The 18,747-nt window shown below is 64.5% G+C and carries 20 protein-coding genes; 9 read left to right on the top strand and 11 right to left on the bottom strand.

Annotated elements, in window-relative coordinates; genetic code table 11:
* Nucleotides 1-470: 470 nt before the first annotated feature.
* From FCF25_RS11580 to FCF25_RS11570, 3 genes are all read right to left on the bottom strand, one after another.
* On the bottom strand, nt 471-2,078 hold the full coding sequence (locus tag FCF25_RS11580) for a Na+/H+ antiporter NhaC family protein (protein WP_117591964.1): 1,608 nt from the start codon (nt 2,076-2,078) through the stop codon (nt 471-473).
* A 196-nt stretch (nt 2,079-2,274) separates the two neighbouring features.
* Entirely contained in the window at nt 2,275-2,730 is a 456-nt protein-coding gene (locus FCF25_RS11575) for a TIGR04206 family protein (protein ID WP_117591966.1), read from the bottom strand.
* 3 nt (nt 2,731-2,733) lie between these two features.
* Nucleotides 2,734-3,843, bottom strand: a complete 1,110-nt coding sequence (locus FCF25_RS11570; RefSeq protein WP_117591967.1) for a GTP-binding protein — start codon at nt 3,841-3,843, stop codon at nt 2,734-2,736.
* A gap of 190 nt (nt 3,844-4,033) precedes the next feature.
* Here FCF25_RS11570 and FCF25_RS11565 point away from each other — a divergent pair, with 190 nt between their 5' ends.
* The 6 genes from FCF25_RS11565 (at nt 4,034) to FCF25_RS11540 (ending at nt 8,121) form a co-directional block, all read left to right on the top strand.
* Nucleotides 4,034-4,237, top strand: coding sequence for a hypothetical protein (locus FCF25_RS11565; RefSeq protein WP_117594090.1), 204 nt, complete (start codon nt 4,034-4,036; stop codon nt 4,235-4,237).
* A 52-nt stretch (nt 4,238-4,289) separates the two neighbouring features.
* Nucleotides 4,290-4,676, top strand: a complete 387-nt coding sequence (locus FCF25_RS11560) for a cox cluster protein (protein WP_117591969.1) — start codon at nt 4,290-4,292, stop codon at nt 4,674-4,676.
* 48 nt (nt 4,677-4,724) lie between these two features.
* Nucleotides 4,725-5,261, top strand: a complete 537-nt coding sequence (locus tag FCF25_RS11555; protein ID WP_254425856.1) for a DUF6684 family protein — start codon at nt 4,725-4,727, stop codon at nt 5,259-5,261.
* 48 nt (nt 5,262-5,309) lie between these two features.
* On the top strand, nt 5,310-7,154 hold the full coding sequence (locus tag FCF25_RS11550) for a cytochrome c oxidase subunit I (protein WP_137048818.1): 1,845 nt from the start codon (nt 5,310-5,312) through the stop codon (nt 7,152-7,154).
* A gap of 271 nt (nt 7,155-7,425) precedes the next feature.
* Nucleotides 7,426-7,692, top strand: coding sequence for a cox cluster protein (locus FCF25_RS11545; RefSeq protein WP_117591972.1), 267 nt, complete (start codon nt 7,426-7,428; stop codon nt 7,690-7,692).
* A gap of 27 nt (nt 7,693-7,719) precedes the next feature.
* On the top strand, nt 7,720-8,121 hold the full coding sequence (locus tag FCF25_RS11540) for a universal stress protein (protein ID WP_137048817.1): 402 nt from the start codon (nt 7,720-7,722) through the stop codon (nt 8,119-8,121).
* A gap of 9 nt (nt 8,122-8,130) precedes the next feature.
* Here the strand turns inward: FCF25_RS11540 and FCF25_RS11535 are convergent, their stop codons facing one another.
* Nucleotides 8,131-8,802 carry a thioredoxin family protein gene (locus FCF25_RS11535; RefSeq protein ID WP_137048816.1) on the bottom strand — a complete coding sequence of 224 codons (672 nt, stop codon included), beginning with the start codon at nt 8,800-8,802 and terminating at the stop codon, nt 8,131-8,133.
* A 234-nt stretch (nt 8,803-9,036) separates the two neighbouring features.
* On the opposite strand from FCF25_RS11535, the gene FCF25_RS11530 reads away from it, so the two are divergent.
* Nucleotides 9,037-9,795, top strand: coding sequence for a GNAT family N-acetyltransferase (locus tag FCF25_RS11530; protein ID WP_137048815.1), 759 nt, complete (start codon nt 9,037-9,039; stop codon nt 9,793-9,795).
* Between the two features lie 465 nt (nt 9,796-10,260).
* Complete coding sequence (locus FCF25_RS11525) at nt 10,261-10,998, top strand: hypothetical protein (RefSeq protein WP_117591979.1); 738 nt, start codon at nt 10,261-10,263, stop codon at nt 10,996-10,998.
* Between the two features lie 148 nt (nt 10,999-11,146).
* Here FCF25_RS11525 and FCF25_RS11520 read toward each other — a convergent pair whose 3' ends face one another.
* The 3 genes from FCF25_RS11520 to FCF25_RS11510 form a co-directional block, all read right to left on the bottom strand.
* A complete protein-coding gene (locus FCF25_RS11520) occupies nt 11,147-12,865 on the bottom strand; it encodes a right-handed parallel beta-helix repeat-containing protein (protein ID WP_117591981.1) in 1,719 nt (572 codons plus the stop codon).
* 280 nt (nt 12,866-13,145) lie between these two features.
* Nucleotides 13,146-13,502, bottom strand: a complete 357-nt coding sequence (locus FCF25_RS11515) for a nuclear transport factor 2 family protein (protein ID WP_117591982.1) — start codon at nt 13,500-13,502, stop codon at nt 13,146-13,148.
* A gap of 154 nt (nt 13,503-13,656) precedes the next feature.
* Nucleotides 13,657-15,267, bottom strand: coding sequence for a long-chain-fatty-acid--CoA ligase (locus tag FCF25_RS11510; RefSeq protein WP_137048814.1), 1,611 nt, complete (start codon nt 15,265-15,267; stop codon nt 13,657-13,659).
* A gap of 231 nt (nt 15,268-15,498) precedes the next feature.
* Here FCF25_RS11510 and FCF25_RS11505 point away from each other — a divergent pair, with 231 nt between their 5' ends.
* Nucleotides 15,499-15,750 (top strand): hypothetical protein, encoded by a 252-nt coding sequence (locus FCF25_RS11505; RefSeq protein ID WP_137048813.1) that lies wholly within the window; start codon nt 15,499-15,501, stop codon nt 15,748-15,750.
* Nucleotides 15,751-15,778: 28 nt separating this feature from the next.
* Here the strand turns inward: FCF25_RS11505 and FCF25_RS11500 are convergent, their stop codons facing one another.
* From FCF25_RS11500 to FCF25_RS11485, 4 genes are read right to left on the bottom strand one after another with little or no spacing between them, the layout of a single operon-like run.
* Complete coding sequence (locus FCF25_RS11500) at nt 15,779-15,994, bottom strand: hypothetical protein (RefSeq protein ID WP_137048812.1); 216 nt, start codon at nt 15,992-15,994, stop codon at nt 15,779-15,781.
* A 59-nt stretch (nt 15,995-16,053) separates the two neighbouring features.
* Nucleotides 16,054-16,515 carry a universal stress protein gene (locus FCF25_RS11495; RefSeq protein WP_117591989.1) on the bottom strand — a complete coding sequence of 154 codons (462 nt, stop codon included), beginning with the start codon at nt 16,513-16,515 and terminating at the stop codon, nt 16,054-16,056.
* Between the two features lie 2 nt (nt 16,516-16,517).
* Entirely contained in the window at nt 16,518-18,197 is a 1,680-nt protein-coding gene (locus tag FCF25_RS11490) for a VC_2705 family sodium/solute symporter (RefSeq protein WP_174786378.1), read from the bottom strand.
* Nucleotides 18,194-18,625, bottom strand: coding sequence for a DUF4212 domain-containing protein (locus tag FCF25_RS11485; RefSeq protein WP_137048811.1), 432 nt, complete (start codon nt 18,623-18,625; stop codon nt 18,194-18,196). Before FCF25_RS11485 ends, FCF25_RS11490 begins: the two co-directional genes overlap by 4 nt.
* Between the last annotated feature and the right edge of the window lie 122 nt (nt 18,626-18,747).

The raw sequence follows: 18,747 nt of genomic DNA, 5'->3' as shown, positions 1-18,747 counted from the left end.
TGCAGTCGACCCTCACTGTTGACTCGCCGCTCGAATCGCTAGTGAAAATCTTCATAATCGGCTTGCGTCTCTCGATTTTGGTATTGGGTGCGGTGATGTACGCCACACGCTCTGTCGCGAAAATCGAACGACGGGTCGTACTCCCCCTCAACGGGCGCGCTGCGAACGCTGTCGTATTTTCCATCGATGCTGCCGAGTGCTCATACTCGACTCTCGAAACCGGGTGTAACCGCTTCTTGCGGAGGAAAACACCGATTATGAACTCTCGTCGGGGTCTTCTCCGGACTCGAACGGCGCTCTCGTCTGCTGTGCGAGCGCCGCGGCGAGTATGAAACGTTCCGTGATGATCTCGTTTTCTAATCGATAAGGAAGTCTGGTTCGCTCAGTTGGACCCATCGGTGGGGTGAGTCCGACGTTGAGTATGTATCAAAAAAGTCTGCACTCTTTTTCGTGCGATATTCGAACGTCGCTCAGTCGTCGGCGACGTCGCGCTCCTGTCGGGGTCGCCGCGACGCCTTCGGGGTGAGCCCCTTCCGCCGCGCGTCGAACTCCGAGAGGCCGTACACCAACGCGACCAGCAGCCCGAGGCCCACGGGGAGCAACACCAGCGGCGTGAGGCCGGTCATGCCGTAGATGAGAAGCATTACAGACGCGACGAGCACCACGGTGACCGCGTAGTACAGTTGCGTGCGCACGTGGTCGATGTGGTCCGCGCCGGTGAACGTCGACGAGAGGATGGTCGTGTCGGAGATGGGCGAGGTGTGGTCGCCGAAGATAGCGCCGCTGAACACCGTCCCGACGGCGACGGGGATGAGTTCCGGCGACTGCCCGCCGATACCCCACGCCAGCGGAATCGCCACGGGCGTCACGATGGCCATCGTCCCCCACGAGGTACCGGTCGAGAAGGCGATGAACGCGGACGCAAAGAGGACGACGAGCGGGAGCAGCGTCGGCGTGACGATTCCCTGGGCGATGCCGGTGACGAACTCGCCGGTGCCGAGCGCGCCCGTGGTGAGGCTGATAGACCAGGCCAGTACGAGGATGGTGACCGCCGTCAGCATGATGGAGAAGCCGTCGACGAGCGAGTCCATGCACTCGTCGAGCGTGAGCGCGCCCGAGACCAGCGCGAGCAGCATCGCCGAGACGACCATGAAGAACGACCCCCAGACGAGCGCCGAGGCGAAGTCGGCGTTGCCGGCAATCTGGACGATTCCCCGGTCGGGGGCGTATCCCGTCCACACCGCGCCAGCGATGGCGACGACGACGAGCACGAGTACCGGGACGACGAACATCCGCAACTGCGGATTGTCGCCGTTGGGTTCGCCGAGGTTCTCCTCGATGCTCTGCAGCGGAACTGCGTCCTCGCGGAGCACGTTCCCGGTCTCCCACGAGCGGTGTTCGGCGTCGAGCATCTCGCCGAAGTCCCGTCCGGTGACGACGACGATGAACACCATGGCGATGGCGAACAGGCAGTACATGTTGAACGGGATGCTCTGCAGGAAGGCGATGAACGCCGTCGGAACCTCCTCGCCGCCGGTGACGCCGATCTGCGAGTACCCCTCCTGCACCATGCTGATCTGGTAGGCGACCCAACTGGAGATGCCGAACGTGGCGACGGGCGCGGCCGTCGAGTCGACGATGTAGGAGAGTTTCTCGCGGGAGATGCGCAGTTCGTCGGTGATGTCGCGCATCGAACTGCCGACGACGGCCGTGTTGGCGTAGTCGTCGAAGAACCAGACGAGACCGAGCAGCCACGCCATCAACCCGGCCTTTCGCTGGCTGTCGAGTCGCTTCGTCGCGAACTGCGTGATAGCGAGCGACCCGCCGGTTCGCCAGATGAACGTCACGCCCGCACCGAGCAGGAGCGTGAAGATGAGAATCTGGGCGTGGAACACGTCGTCCCCGATCGACTCGGCGACCCAGGTGAACGTCTGGACGACGCCCAACCCGCCGGAGTAGATGACGCCGCCGGACCAGACGCCGAGAAACAGCGCCAGTATCGGTTTCCGCGTGACGATTGCGAGTACGATGGCTAACAACGGCGGTACGAGTGACAGTGCGCCGAATTCTGCTGCCATGTTATGCTATGCCACCCCAGAGGGTCAAAGGTGTTGTGTCGCACTTGCAAGCACACGATTCGACAACTGACTTACAGCTGACTCACAACGAACGCGAGAGGAGCCACGACGAATTCGCGGCGAGTCCACGACGAACCGGAACGAGTCCACACCGAACCGAGACGGAGAGCCACGCAACGGCCGAATTCGGACAGAGTCAACGGTAATAGAGCCACGCGGCGGCCCACAGCGCGACGGTACCGACGGGGAGCGCGAGTCGCCCACCGGATTGTGCGAAGCCCCAGGCGAACGAGAGCTGTCCGAGTCCGGCCAGAACCAGCAAGAGGGCGGTCACGCGCGAGTCCTCGCGGCCGACCAGCGCGCCGCCGCCCGCGCTCGCCGTCGCCAGGAGAAACGCCACGACGCTCGTCGGCCACGCGCGGAGATACCTCGGTAGCGACCCGAACCCGCCGGTGAACTCGAACAGGTAGCTGTACAGCGAGACGAGGCGGCCGGAACCGGGGTCGAACAGCCCCCACGGAAAGACGAGCGTCGCCGGACGGCCGTCGACGAGGAGCACGCTCCACGGAACGAGCCACAGCGAGAGCAGAAACAGGAGCGTCCGCGGCGTCGAGGTGCGGCGTGGGTCGCGTCCGTCCGTGGTGGCCGCCATCCGCTACTTCCGCGCGACGATGCGCAGCACGTCCTCGTCTGCGAGTTCGTGGTCCTTGCCGACCTGCTGTTCGTCGTGTTTGGCGCTCGGCCCGGAGACGCGGGCGAACTTGAACCGGTCTTCGAGGTTCGCCCCGAGTTTCCGGCAGGCGTCGCCGACGGTCATCCCGCGCCGGATGACGAGCGGTTCCTCGTAGTCGGTGCCGCGGCCCGGTTTGTCCATGTACACGCGGATGAGACCGAGCGCCTCCCATATCTCGTCTTTGAGGCCGTCGAGACCCTTCTCCTTCTCGGCGCTGATGAACGTCACCTCCTCGGGGTCGAGTCCGATCTCCTCTAGGTTCTCGTACACCGTCGGCAGGTAGTCGCGGTCGATGAGGTCGGCTTTGTTCACCGAGACGATGGAGGGCAGATACACCCGGTTGTCCATGATGCCGTCGATGAGTTCGTCGATGGAGGGGTCGCCCCGGACGGTGACCTCGGCGTTGACGTAGCCGTACTCGCGGAGGACGTCCTTGATGGTCTGCTCGTCGAGTTCGACCGAGTCGCTCTTCGTGACGTTGATGCCGCCTTTGATCTGTTTGGAGATGGTGAGACTCGGCGGTTCGGTGTCGAGGCGAATCTTGTTGTAGTACAGTTCCTGGCTGAGTCGCTCGTACTGGTCGACCTCGAACACCGAGAGGACGAACACGACGAGGTCCGCGGTCCGGACGACCGACAGCACCTCGCGGCCGCCGCCGCGTCCACCCGCTGCGCCCTCGATGAGTCCCGGGACGTCCAGCACCTGGATGTTCGCCCCGCGGTACTGCAGCATCCCGGGGTTGACGTCGAGCGTCGTGAACTCGTAGGCTCCCGTCTCGCTCTCGGCGTTGGTGAGCGCGTTGATGAGCGTCGACTTGCCGACGCTCGGGAAACCGACGAGCGCGATGGTCGCGTCGCCGGTTTTCTCGACGGCGTAGCCTTGCCCGCCGCCCGCGGAGGACTGGTTTTCGAGTTTCTCCTTCTTCTCCGAGAGTTTCGCCTTCAGTCGACCGATGTGCGCCTCAGTCGACTTGTTGTACGGAGTGCTGGCGATCTCCTCTTCGATCGCGTCGATCTCCTCCTCCAGTCCCATCGTCGTAGCTTCCGCCGCGTGTGTCGAAAAACCCTTTCCTTCGACGGCGGCGGCGAGGGACGGACCTCGGCCGGAGCACTCACCTATGGAAGCACTCGCCTGTGTCGTCCTTCGCGCGCGCGGAGCGCACGCGAGACTGTCGCTGATTTCGGTACCGTTATACGACATTACGGCAACCATTCGACGAGCGATGCCGGACCCGGTGAAACTCCGAGACAGCACCGAAATCGTCCTGCCGTGCGCCTCGCTGGACGGTCTCCGAGAGGAGTTGGAGTCGCAGTTCACCGTGACGATTTTCTCGCGGGAGAACACGCGCTGTCGCATCATCGGGAGTCCGGTCGAGATCAAAGCCGCGAGCGAGTATCTGAGCCGCCACGGCATCACGCTCCCGTAGCGGTTCGCACGCTCATCGAAGCGCTTCTTACGGTCGGGGCGTAAGAACCGACATGGACGAAAATCCGGGGCTCTCCGAACAGTACCGGACGGCCAGTCCGTGGCCGTTCTTCATCGCGCTCAGTATCCCGCTCGCGGAGGCCGGCATCCTGTTCAACCTCTTCGCCGTCGCCGTCGGCGGTCTGCTGCTGTTCTTCGGCTGTTGTGCGGGCATGATGCAGGAGGCGGGCTACGTCGACCGGCCGTGGCGGGCACTCGTCGCCTCGGCAGTGCTCGTCTTCGGGCTCGGGGCCCTGTTGCTGTACGCGGATACGCAGGTCGCAGCCGAAGCCGTACAGCTCGCAGAGCGCGGCTACGCCGTTCTCGTCGCGGGCGTCATCCTCCTCCTCGTCGGCGTACTCGGCGAGGTGTTCGTCGACGACGAGGAGTTCGCTGTCTAACCGAGCGGAACCAACAATCTATTTGACCGGCGTCCGTAACAGGTCACCATGGCGAACACGAACTCGAACAAAGTCTTCGACAGGGAGACGCTTCTCGACCTGACGGTGAACATCATCCCGCTGTTCATCCTCCTGTTCTTCGTCGTCCTCTTCCTGCTCGTCCAACCGTGGGGCGGCGACCTCTTCCCCACTGCCATCATGGTCGGTCTGCACGCCGTCCCGTTCGTCCTGCTCGCTATCCTGACGTACTTCTCCGGGAAGGCCGTCGCCAGCGCCGAGAAATCCTCGACGGTGTACTACCCGGGACAGGCGGGGATGCCGGGCGCGGAGGCCGAACACGGCGAGACGAACCAGGACGGCCGCGCCGACACGCAAGCAATCGAATCCGGGACCGACCGCGACAGCGAGCTAACCGCCGGCGACGAGACGGACGACGACACCACCGGCGAAACAGACGACGACACCCTCGGCGAGACAGACGACGACACCGCCGACGAAGCCGACGACACCACCGCCGACGAGGCGAACGTCGGCGAGTCCGAGTCCGACGAATCTGACACGACCGACCGACAGCGGACCGAGTGACGGACGCCACCCGAACCTTTCTTTACCCTGCGATTCCGAGCAGTCACCATGCAGTTGAACGGACAGTTAGCGCTGACGGTCCTCATGGGGGTCTTCCTCGTGGGCGTCTTCGTCTGGCTGACGCGGGTGGAAAACTGGAGCGGTTACACCCCACTCAGCAGCGGCGGCGCAGTCGGCCAAGAATCCGGGTACGTCTCCGAGGAGAAACCCGCAGGAATCGTCCGGTGGTTGACGACGGTCGACCACAAAGATATCGGCCTGATGTACGGTGCCTACGGCATCTTCGCGTTCGTCGTCGGCGGCCTCATGGTCGTGTTGATGCGAACCGAACTCGCGACGCCGGAGACGGTGCTCGTCCAACCGGGCTTCTACAACTCGCTCATGACGAGCCACGGCATCACGATGCTGTTCCTCTTCGGGACGCCCATCATCGCGGCCTTCTCGAACTACTTCATCCCGCTCATCATCGGTGCCGACGACATGGCGTTCCCGCGAATCAACGCCATCGCGTTCTGGCTGCTCCCGCCCGCGGCGCTCCTCATCTGGGCCGGGTTCTTCCCCATTCCGAACCTCATCCCCGCGCAGACGGCGTGGACGATGTACACCCCGCTGTCGGCGGGCGTCGGACAGGGTAATCAGGCGAACGCCGGCGTCGACCTGATGCTGCTCGGACTCCACCTCTCGGGCGTCTCGGCGACGATGGGTGCGATAAACTTCATCGCGACTATCTTCACCGAGCGCGCCGAGGAGGTGACGTGGGCGAACCTCGACATCTTCTCGTGGACCATCCTCACGCAGTCGGGGCTCATCCTCTTCGCGTTCCCGCTGCTCGGCAGCGCGATGCTCATGCTCGTCGCCGACCGCAACTTCGGGACGGCGTTCTACGCCGTCGGCGAAGGCGGCGGGTCGATGCTCTGGCAACACCTGTTCTGGTTCTTCGGCCACCCCGAGGTGTACATCCTCGTGCTGCCGCCGATGGGACTGGTCAGCTACATCCTCCCGCGCTTCGCGGGCCGTCGGCTGTTCGGGTTCAAGTTCGTCGTCTACTCGACGCTCGCCATCGGCGTGCTCTCGTTCGGCGTCTGGGCGCACCACATGTTCTCGACCGGCATGGACCCGCGTCTGCGCGCCTCCTTCATGGCCGTCTCGATGGCTATCGCCATCCCCAGCGCCGTCAAGACGTTCAACTGGATTACGACGATGTGGAACGGCAACATCAGACTCACCGCGCCGATGCTGTACTGCATCGGCTTCGTCTCCAACTTCATCATCGGCGGCGTGACGGGCGTGTTCCTCGCCTCCGTTCCCGTCGACCTCATACTGCACGACACGTACTACGTCGTCGGTCACTTCCACTACATCGTGATGGGCGCCATCACCTTCGCGGGGATGGCGGGCATCTACTACTGGTACCCGCTCGTCACGGGTCGGATGTACCAACGGAGCCTCGCGAAGTGGCACTTCTGGCTGTGGATGATCGGGACGAACGTCACGTTCCTCGCGATGATTCTGCTCGGCTACGGCGGCATGCCGCGCCGGTACGCGACCTACCTGCCGCAGTTCGCGTCGCTGCACCAGATCGCGACGCTCGGCGCGTACATGCTGCTGCTGGGCGGCATCATCTTCGTGTGGAACATGGTGCAGTCGTACCTGGAAGGCCCCGTCGTCGAAGACGGCGACCCGTGGAACCTCGAGGAATCGAACCTCCGCACCGTCGAGTGGGACTGGTTCGACCGAAAACTGCAGACGAAGATCGCCGACGGCGGCGAGGAAGAGGCAGTGACGGACGGCGGTGTCGTGAACGACGTGAACGACACTTCGTCGCAAGCAGAGCGCCGCGACGGCCGTGTCGTCGACGGCGAGTCTGCGGACGAACGCGACTCCGACGAATAACGCGGCCTCCCGCTTTCGTTTTTCACCCGCCGAGCGGACGCTTCGCTCGGTCGACGGTCGATTCGACGCGTCGGTGCGCACCGAACACCGACGTGCCTTTGTCGTTCGCTCCCCGAGCGATAGGTATGTCCGACAAAGACCTCCTCGGCATCATCCTCGGGGCCGTCGCGCTCATGATGTTTGCGACCGGCATCATCCTCGTTATCTGACTCCGGAAGCGGGCGCAGGCGGCGTCGAAAGCGCTAATCGACTCGCGTCCGAAGCCCCGGTCGTGAGCACGATACGACTCGAAGGTCCGCGGTTCGTCCTCATCCTCTACGTACTGCTCGTCGCGATCTCGGGGCTCGCCGGGTTTCTGACGGCGACGTTCGTCTCCGGACTCCGGTCGCCGAGATTCCTCTTTCTCATCCCGTTTCCACCGACGCAACTCGGCTTCGCCGCCTACGGCGCGCTGACCGTCGCGCTGGTGCTCGGCGTCCCGCTGCTGCTCGTCGCGTACGTCTCCAGGAACATCGACGACGACGCCGCCCAGAACTGATAAGCACGCACCGCCGTATCTCTCGGTATGTACCACGTGCTCGTTGGTGTCGACGACGACGTAGAGCGTGCCCGAACGTGCGCACGTGAAGTTGCCAATCTCCCCGGGAGCGCCGGCGAGATGACGGTCACGCTCCTGCACGCGTTCGACGAGGACCCGGGCGACGCGTCCGCCGCCGACGTCGAGGCGGTTCGCGCCGCCGCCGACTACCTCGACGACAACGGCGTCGCGTACGAACTGCTCGAATCCGGCGGCGACCCCGCACAGTCGATTCTCGACGCCGCCAATCGGGAGAACGCCGACCTCATCGTCGTCGCCGGGCGGAAGCGTTCGCCGGCCGGAAAAGCCATCTTCGGCAGTGTCAGCCAGTCGGTCATCCTGAGTTCGAACCGACCGGTGCTGGTCGCCGGCGTCGTCGGCGAGACGTAGCGCCGCAGTTCAGAAAACGTCCTCGACGACGGCCGCGAACGCCGACGGCGAGACGTATCCCTCGCGCGTCTCGACGTGGTCGCCGCCGGCGAAGAAGACGACCGCCGGTGCGGTGTTGACCGCGTGTCGAAGCCGAAAGCCCGAGGCCGACGCGCCGTCGACACCGCCGACGGCGACTCGCTCCGGTACCGCGTCGAGCAGCGCCGGGAGGTCGGCTTCGAGCCGTTCGCACGGGTCGCAGTCGTGCTTCCAGACGGTCACGACGGCGTCGGGATGGTCGTCGAGAAACGCCTCGTAGGAGTCGTCGTTGAGCGGGGCGACCGCCCGGGGAACGGGCGACGGCGGCGACACCTCGCAGACCAGATGCGCCATCACGGCTTTCGTCTCCGGCGTCGGCGACGTGTCCAGAAACGACTCCACGGCGAGGTAGGCCGCCAACTGCGCGCGCGTCACGCCGTTCGCGTCTATCTCTCTCGCCGCGGTCTCGGGGGCGAGGTCGAACGCCTCGGCGACCGCGTCGACGAACGTCTCGCGGTCGGCAGTCCGATACTGTCGACTGTACTCCGCTCGCGTCGATTCGAACGCCCCGGTCGTCGTGAGCGACCCGTCGTCGCCCTCGCGGACGACGCCGCCGTCGGTGAGACGGGCCAGCACGTCGTCGATGTCCGGCCCGCCCGTCATCGTTGTCTCTCCGGAGTGCGCCGCTGGCGTCCGTCTCGGTCGGTGCGGTTCATCGTCTCGATGTACGGGCCGAGACGGTTGATAGCCGTTGCGCCTTCGACGGCCGCCCGGCGACCGGTCGGGGCATCTGCCCGACGCGAGCGGTCGGAGAAGCGTCAAACCGGCCGCCGGGACGCGCTTCTGTGTCTGCGAGTGGCCGGGACTGTTTTGTGGTGGTACGGCGTAGCACAGCGTATGGACCTTCGAGACGCCGAACCCGCAGACGCGGAAGGGATTCGAACCGTCGCACGCGAGTCGCTTCTGGCTTCGTACAGTCCCGACCTCTCCGAGGACGTCATCGACGACGCCGTCGGGAGGTGGTACGACGACGACGAGGTCGGGGCGAATCTCGACGACCCGCAGGCGGTGTGGACCGTCGCCGTCGACGGCGACGACGTGGTCGCCTTCGTCCAGAGCTACCTCGTCGAGGCCGACGGGACGGTCGGCCAGATCGATTGGCTCCACGTCGACCCCGACTCGCGCGGGAAGGGCCTCGGAAAGCAGCTGCTCAAGCGCGTCGAGACGGAGCTGATGGACCGCGGCGCGTCGCGCCTCGAAGGGAAAGTGTTGACCGTCAACGAGGGCGGTGCGAAGTTCTACGAGAACGCCGGCTACGACGCCGGCGAGACCCGGGCGGTGAAAATCGGCGACGAGGAGTTCACCGAACGCGCCTTCCGCAAGACCGCCTCCGAGTCCGCCGAGGAGTTCGTCCCGGTCGAAGAGCGAACGGACTCGGACGGACAGACGCTGTTCGTCGCCTACGACGAGAGCCAGCGCGCCCGGAAAGCGCCGTTCTACGTCACCTACACCGACGAGGGCAGAGAGGAACGCTACGGCTACTTCTGCGGCAACTGCGAGAGTTTCGAGACCGCGATGGACTCGATGGAACGCATCCAGTGCAACGAGTGCGGCAACCAGAGCAAATCCGCCCGCTGGGACTCGGCGTACCTGTAGTTCTCCGCGCTTCGTTCTCCGACCGCTCTTCTCGCCCGTCCGTCGACCGCCGTTACGACCGAGCGACGCATCCGTCATATACCGTTAGATGCGATACGAAATTCGGCGCTCTGCATCAGTTCTCGCGAAACGCAGATGGCTAATCGAGGTTCTGAAAGCACCGTAGCGACCACCTCACCGTTTCGGGCGCTTCGTCGGGTTGAGTGAGATGACGGACACCCGTTCAGTGCCGTTCGAGGCGACTCGGAGCGCGTATTCTGCGGTCGTAGCCGCGCAGAAAGCTTATCATTCGATACAGTCCAGTGCCGTTGAACAATGTCCTCCAATCGACTACGGCGTGATGTACTACGTCTGGGTGGACTCGCTCTCGTCTCGCAAGCGGGTTGTTTGAGCGCTTCCACCGACTCTGCAACGGGTTCTCCCGCCGAACCGAACTCCACCGGCGAGGGCCCGACGAACACTTCGATGTCGGGCGATAGTGCGGAAACGCTCGACCGTACCACGAGCACGGTTGATTTAGCCGTCCGGGATATCGTCTCGACGCCGACGCTGGTGATACCGAATTCTCCGGACTCCATCGGAACATACGGCGAGTCTGACGAACAGTTCGTCGTCGCAGCAGTAGCGGGTCTCGGTCGGTCGTCCGCTCGCCACGAGTCGGTCGAACTCGCAGGTGGAGGAGCGACCTACCAACCCGCGGAACTGGGAGAGATAACGAACAGAGAATATCTCTGGGCCAATGGTACCCGCTTCCGAGCGAGTGCCGAGGAGACTGTTCTGTTCACGGTTCCGAAACCGATCGAAGCGAACGAGGCCACAGTGCAGTGGCCTGGCGGGAGCCACGTTTTAAACGAGGACACCGTGCGGAAACTCGGTCGACCACCGACAGAGTTCGAGGTGACCGAGTTCTTCACTCCTAAATCGGTCCCCTCTGGGGAGACAGTCACCGTGACGCTCGTGGTCGAAAACGTGGGTGACGTCTCTGGGACGTTCATCGGAGCGCTCAACCGGAGTGGACCTTCGGTGGCGTACACCCCTGTAACCAGTATCGCACTCGAGTTGAAGAGCGCTGAGTCTGCAACGTGGACGTACTCGTACACCCCCTACGCCGACCCCTCCGACGAGGAGGCGACGATGAACTTCACTATGGATTGGCGCGGCGGCCATCTCTCGAGCGAAATCACCGTCAAGCCAGACGGATAGTACCGGCTCCGAAACAAGCTATCCTACCCGACGCACGATATCGGACGAACTCACTTAGCGACTCGACCGGCTTCCTTGTCGACTCTCCCGGCCGAATCGTCCGCGACTCCCGACTCCCGAAAACGGAACCGTCGGCGAGTTTCGTCGACTAGCCGAAACTGTCGACGGCGACGTCGACGACGCCGTCGGCGGCCGCCGTCTCGATCGACGCACCGACGAACGCGCCGTTCCGCTCTCTGTACTCGACGTTTCGGATGCCGCCGCCCCGTCTGGCGAACGTGAGCTTCGGCGGCTCGTCGTACGCTTTCTCGAACCGTATCTCCGCTCGGTTGTTCGACGCTCTCACGCCGGAGTGCGAGTCGAACGGAGGCACGTTGTCTCTGACGACCGACGAGGGGCTCCCGATAGCCCACCGAGCGCCTTCGCTCCCGTGGTTGCCCCGATAGATGTTGCTCTCGGCCGCCGCCGAGTCGCTTATCGACGGGACGTCCGTCGCCTGCGTGATAGTGTTACCCTGCACGACGACCGCCGAACTGTCGACGTGTATCGACGCGACCGCATTCTCCCTGTTCTCGTTCGGCTGTCTGATGTGGTTCGAGCCGACGATGTGATGCGCCTCGCCGGAGTTGTGCAACGCGATGCCGGAGAGCGCGAGGTCGCGCAGGTGGTTGTTCGTCACGGCGAACGACGTGGTGTCCTTCAGCAGAATTCCGTGGTCGCCGGTTCGCTCGATCGTGTTGTCGACGATGGTTCCGTCGCTCGCGTTCTGGACTCGGATGCCCGCTTCCCCGGCATCGAGGACGATGTTGCCCGCGATTTTCAGGTTCGAGATGTCTCCGAGGACGTTGATGCCGTGGCGGCTGTAGCCGCTGAGTTCGTTGTCGCCGATAGTGATGTTCGTCGCCCCGGAGGGGTCGACGGCGATGCCGGCGAACTTCTCGGTTTTGTTCGTCCAGAGGCCCTCGGTCACCTGCGTGCTCACGTTCCCCCTGATAGAGACGTTCGTGATGTTCGTCGGTCCGCGGACGTGACAGAAGCTCTTGTGGAAACCGAAGCCGATGTTGTTCGAGACGATGATGTGTGAACTGCCGGTTGCGACGCCTTCGGGACCGCTGGCGACGCCCGTCAGACTGCCCTCACGACAGTTACCGAGGATGTTCTCGGAGATGATGACGGTGTTCGCGACGTCGTTCTCGCCGTCGGGCGTCCACAGGTCGCAGGCGATCGTTCGGTCGATTCCGTCTGTCACGACGTTGCCCGAGACGACGGTGTTCTGCCCGCCCAACTGGATGCCGCGGTCGCCGAAGTGGTGGATTCGGTTGTCCAGAATCCGGACGTTCTTGCTCGCTCGCCCGGCGCTGATACCGCTGCCCCCGCTGCCGTGTTCGCCGAACGGATGCGTGTGGGCGACGGTGTTGCCCCGAAGCGTGACGTCGTCGACGTCTCGGACGATGATTCCGTGGAGTTTCTTCGCGCCGTCGTCCTGATTTTTCGGATTTCCGTGGTAACCGACGCCCTCGACGCGGACGTTTCGACAACTGCTGTTGTGACCGATTCGTATGCCGCCGACGTTCGCACCGTCGGCGGGTTTGATAAGCGTCGGCAACCCCGGCCCGAGTACGGTCACCCCGCTGACGTCGATGTCTAACCACTCCGTCGTCCGATACGGGGCGTTCTTCGGGCTGATCCAAACCGTCTCTCCGGGACTGAGGTCGGCGAACGCGCGTTCGAGTTCGGTTCTCGACGTGACGACTGTGCTCTGTGGTGGTAACATACCGTGTTCGAGTATCTCTGTCGTGTTCTCGTACGACAGCAACGCCAGTATTCCGGCTGTCGCGCCGAGCGTCTGTCGACGGGTGTACTCCATTATTCGGGTCGTGTCGCTCCGCCACCGTCGTTCATCCGCCGTGCCGGACCGACAGCGACGGCGCAGGGAGCGGCGGTTCGAATCCGGATGGTCGCGAGGTCCGTCGGAGATGCCATTTGCGGCTACGTACAACCCGAACGGATTTAACAGTACAGCGTATCGTGATTCCGCTGACAAGTGAGATAGGTCTCGATTCGGCGAGAGGGGTCGAGAACCGCGTAGCTATCGAACACGCGCCCACGGCCGCGCGACGGATGGAGCGCGGACGCGAGCGACCCGCTCAGACTTCGTCGCGGTCAGTGTACGTGTACCGGCGGGCGATTTCGCCGTCCTCGAACTCGTGGAAGTCGGCGAAGCCGAACTCGACGGCCTCACCGTTCTGGAGGCCGCTGAACGTCCCGCGGACGGCGGCGGTGTCGCCGTCGACGACCACGTCGTGCACCTCGTGGCCGCCGTCCTCCAGCGGCCTGCCCTCCTCGTAGAACTCCAGCAGCGCGTCTCGTCCCTCGATGGCGTCCTGTCCGGGTCGTTCGTAGCGGACGTCCTCGCCGAAGAGCGCGACGAGGTCGTCGTAGCGTTCGGCGTCGACGAGGTCGTAGTACTCTCGGACGACTGATTCGGGGTCTGTGTCGGTCACAGCGGGGGTACGTCGTCCAACAAGTAGTATCTCGCCCCCGTGGCAAAACGAGCAGACGCTCAACCGACAGCGTCGGGAGTCGACGTACTCGACTCCCTTCGACCGATTTGGCTGATTATCCGGCTACTTTTCGACCGACTCGGCCGCCAGCGGACTACCCCTCGCCGACCATCCGGTCTTCCTCCTCCCACTCGCGCTCGCGGAGTTCGTACTTCTGGACCTTCCCGGTCGCCGTCGTCGGCAACTCGGCGACGAACTCGATCTCGCCGGGGACTTTGTACGTCGCGATGCGCTCGCGGAGGAACGCGACCATCTCGTCGCTCGTCGTCCCCGGACGCTCCGGATCGCCGTTGGCGGGGACGACGAACGCCTTCGGCGTCTCGCCCCACTTCTCGCTCGGCGCCGGGATGACCGCCACGTCGGCGACGGCGTCGTGGTCGAACAGCGCGTCTTCCAGTTCGATGCTGGAGATGTTCTCGCCGCCGGAGATGATGATGTCCTTCTTCCGGTCCTGGATGCTCACGAAGCCGTTCTCGTCGACCGTCGCGAGGTCGCCCATGTGGTAGTAGCCCTCGACGCGGTCGGTGAACGCCTCCTCCGTCGCGTCGGGTTTCTCCCAGTAGCCGTCCATCACCTGGTTGCCGCGGACGACGATCTCGCCGATGCTCTGACCGTCCTGCGGCACGTCCTCGCCGTCCTCGTCGACGACGCGGACCTCGGTGCCGAGATAGCCGATGCCCTGCGTCTTCTTGACGGCGAACCGCTCGGCGGAGTCCTGGTCGAAGAACCGGCGGGCGTCGGAGGTCGTGATGAGCGGACCGGTCTCCGTCGCGCCGTAGACGTGTTTGAGGTACCAGCCGAACTCGTCTTCGACCGTTCGAATCGTCGCCTCCGGCGGCGCGGCCCCCGCCGTCGCCACTCGGACGGGTCGCCCGGCGGTCGTCTCCGGTTCGTGTTCGGCGTAGTGCTCCTGGAGCATGTTGAGCACCGTCGGCGCGGCGCAGAAGTACGAGACGCCCTCGTCGTGGATGGCGTCGAAGATGCCGCCGGCGTCGACGCCGCGCGTGCAGACGTGTTTCGCGCCCATCCCCGTCACCGAGAAGATGTGACCCCAGCCGTTGACGTGGAACATCGGCAGCGTCCACAGGTAGACGTCGTCGTCGCGGAGCTCCTGGTGAATCGAGACGAGGTACGCGTGCAGCGTCTCGGTTCGGTGGGTTCGGCAGACGCCCTTCGGGTCGCCCGTCGTCCCGGAGGTGTAGTTGATGGTGATGATGTCGGACTCGTCCATCTCGGGGCGGTCGTACTCGGTCGACTCGCCGACGAGTTCGTCGAACGACTCCCACTGTCCCTCCACCGCGTCGGGGTCGTCGGTGACGAACAGCTCCGTCGGAACCGAGTCGCGGACGGCCTCGATGTTCTCGGCGTACGCGTGGTCGGCGAAGACGGCTTTCACGCCCGCGTCGTTCAGGATGTACTCGAAGTCCGCCGGGACGAGCCGGTAGTTCAGCGGCGTGTGAATCGCGCCGACCTGCATCGACCCGTAGGCCGCCGCCAGGTGATAGTGGGTGTTCGGGTCCAGCACGGCGACTCGGTCGCCCTTCTCGACTCCTCTGGCCTGCAGCGCCGCCGCCCACCCGTCGGCGAGGTCGCCGAGTTCGGCGTACGTGTATCTCTCTCCGGTCGTCGCCACGACGGCCTCCTCGTCGCCGTAGTGTCGCCGGGCGCGGTCCAAGAAATCCGTCGCCAGCAGTGGTTTCTCCATGTGGCTCGACGTTCGTGAACAATTATGATATAAATTACGGGCGCGGAAACGTTCGCCGCCCGCGCGGTCGGGTGATTCGAGGCGCGTTCAAATCGCTCCGCGAGCGGACGCGTGCGACTTTCTTCGCGCCAGAGTGGTCTCGGGACCGGACCGTCGGTCTCTCGCGATTAAATATCGCTCTATAGCTCTACCCACAAAAGTGGTTTATCCGTCGGCGGCTTGCTCTCGACGATGACGCTCTCTGAGTACACCGGCCGCCACCCGCGCGACGCGAGCGGCGGAGTTCGAATCGGTCGAGCGGTCCGACACCACCACTGGCAACCGAACGGAACCCGCTCGGAACCCTGCGCAAACTGCGAGTCGACGCTGTCGCTGCACGAACGTCACGTGCTCGTCACGCTCGTCGAAGACGACTTCGGCGACGCCGTTCGGCGGTATCTCTGCGACGAGCGTTGCCTTCGCGAGTGGGTCGAAGAGACGTAGCGGGGGGACGAACTCGTCGGCCGCCGCGCTACGACGTCTCTCTGGCGGCCTCGAGCGACCAGAAGAAGCCGTAGTAGGCGAGCACGCCGCAGACCATGGCGAGGTAGTACGCCCACTGCGGGGCCTGCAGGAAGTCGAACAGAAGCGTGACGACCGTCACCCACGCCATGGCGAAGACGAGGTCGACGAACATGCCGCGACGGTGCTGTTGGACGTGTTCGCCGATGGCTTCGAGCCGGCTCATCGACGCGGCACCTCCGGACCCGTCGGCGACGCGGCGGGGGAACGGTCGACCTCCACGGCTCACTCCGCACCCTGTCTGTCGACGACGAGCACGGGCACGTGCGTCGACCGGAGCACTCGTTCGGTGACGCTGCCGAGCAGCGCGCGGCTGACGCCAGCGCGTCCGTGGCTTCCCATCACGACGAGGTCGACGTCCTCCTTCTCGGCGTAGTTGGCGATGACCTTGTGCGGCCGACCGACGCGAATCTCTTCGACGACGTCGATGCCGCGGTCACCGGCGGCGGCCGCGACGACGCCGGTCGACTCCGTCGCTCTGGACTCGAGTTCCCCCATCTCGCTGAAGTGTCCTTGCCGAATGCGGTCGACCTGCTCGGTGCCGAGTCCGAGGTTCACCGCGTCGATGTCGACGACGTACAGCGCGTGGAGTTCGGCACCGTAGCGCTCGGCGAGGTCGACAGCGTGGCTCACCGCCAGTTCCGCGACGGCGCTTCCGTCCGTCGGGACGAGGATGCGTTCGTACACGCTCAGTCCTCCGAGACGGGTTCGCCGCCGTCGGTCGCAGCGACGTCCTCGGCGGACTGCATCCGCGACATCGGTTCGGGGCTGTGGCACTGCCGGACCATCCGCTTGGTCGCCAGGTCGGGTTCGTCCGTCGCCAGCGAGACGCCGATGGTGACGGCGAACACGATGGGGACGGCGACGAGCGCCGACCCGATGGCGGGCACCGTCGCCGCCAGCGTCGCCGAGTACGGCTCGCCGTTGCCGATGTACGTCGGCAGCACCTCGTTTATCATCGGAATCAGCCAGATGACGAGGCCGGTCGTCATCCCGGCGAGCGCGCCCTGTCGGTTCGTGTTCTCCCACCAGAGTCCGAGGAAGAACATCGGGAACAACACCGCACCCGCCAGCGAGAACGCGTACGAGACCAGCGCGGCGATGGGTGCCGCCGGGTCCAGCGCCGCGAGCGTCGTGATGACGCCGAGCGCGACGATGCTCAGTCGACCGACGAGCACCTGCTGGCGCTGACTCGCGTCCTCGTTGATGATGTTCGCGTAGATGTCGTGGGAGATGGCCGACGAGCCGGCGATGAACAGGCCGGCCGTAGTCGCGATTGCGGCGGCGATACCGCCCGCGGCGACGAAGCCGACGAACCACTGCGGGAACTCGGCCAACTGCGCCGCCAACACGACGATGACGTCGCCCGCGGCGCTCGTCATCCCGGGGTCGCCGTACACCGGGCCGATGTTGTTCGCGTAGATGTCGGTGCCGAACGCCGCGAACGCCGGAGCCGACAGGTACAGCAGGCAGATGAAGAACAGCCCCCACACCGTCGACCAGCGGGCGGTTCGCTCGTTTTCGACCGTGTAAAACCTGACGAGGACGTGCGGGAGTCCGCAGGTCCCGACGACGAGCGAAAAGGCCGTCGCGATCCACAGGTAGTAGCTCTCGTTGACGAACGGTTCGCTGAACTCCGAACTCAGTTCGCTTATCATCGTCCCGTACTCTATCTGCGGGAGCACCGTCGAGTAGCCCTGCGAGAAGCCGACGGCGTACAGCCCCGCGAGGAACGCGACGATGAGGATGACGTACTGGACGGCCATGTTCTTCGTCGCGCCGAGCATCCCCGAGAGCGTCAGATAGCCCACGGTTATCGCCATCATCAGGACGACCATCGACTGATAGCCGCTCAGTCCGGGGAGGCCGATGTCACCGAAGATGTACAGCCCGACCAGCCCCATCCCGCGGGCCTGTCCGATAGCGTAGACGAACCCGATGAGGAACGTCGTCACCGCCGCGATAGCGCGGGCGGTGTCGGAGTTGAAGCGGTCGCCGACGAAGTCGGGAGCGGTGTACTTCCCGAACCGGCGCATCTGCGCGGCCAGGAAGATGAGGAGGATGAAGTAGCCGGTCGACCAGCCGACGACGAACGCGAGGCCGTAGAACCCGGACAGCGCGATGAGCGCCGCCATCCCGAGGTACGACGCCGCGGACATCCAGTTCGCACCGATAGCCATCCCGTTTTCGACGTTCCCGATAGACCGGCCGGCGACCCACATCTCCTCGGTGTCGGCGACGCGGAACGCGTAGCCGATTCCCAGAAACAGCGCCAGCATCGCGGCGACGAGAACCGCCGGCGCGAATTTGAACGAGACGTTCAGCCCCTCCGGGAGCAGACCGCTCTGGAGTACGACCCCCGAAATCATTCGTCCGTCCCTCCGTCGGCGGCGACGGTCGCATCGCCGTCGTCGGTCTCCGCTACGGAGTGGTCGATGCCGTACTTCGCGTCGAGCGCGTCACGCTTTCGCGCGTACCAAAACGACAGCAGCAACGCACCCGTCGGCGCGCCGATCGCGACGAGGAAGTAGTGCAGCGGGAAGCCGAGCACCGGCATCTGCGTGGTCATGACGCCGGGTGCGACGTACGTCAGCGTCACCGGCCCGAAGACGATGAGCGCCCACAGGACGAAGCCGGTCCAGACGACGCGCAGGTGTTCGCGCATGAACGGCGTACTCGGCCTCAAGAGATTCACTTCTCTGTCGAGATAGTTCGTCTCTCGGTGGCTCCGCGCGGCCTGTCTGACCGCCCCACCGTCGGTCTCGACGGACGAATCTTGCGTGTTTCTCTCTACCATCGGATGCTCTGTCGTTATCATTCGTTATAGTTGCTTTGTCTCACGAAGTCGTTGCCACTACTATCTGATTCGAGAGAATTAACACATAACTAAAGTGGACGGATTGAACTGAAGTTCGGCGG

Origin of the sequence: Haloprofundus sp. MHR1, from assembly GCF_005155585.1 — an archaeon.
GTDB classification, from domain to species: domain Archaea; phylum Halobacteriota; class Halobacteria; order Halobacteriales; family Haloferacaceae; genus Haloprofundus; species Haloprofundus halophilus.
This window is presented reverse-complemented; position numbering and strand designations above follow the sequence as displayed.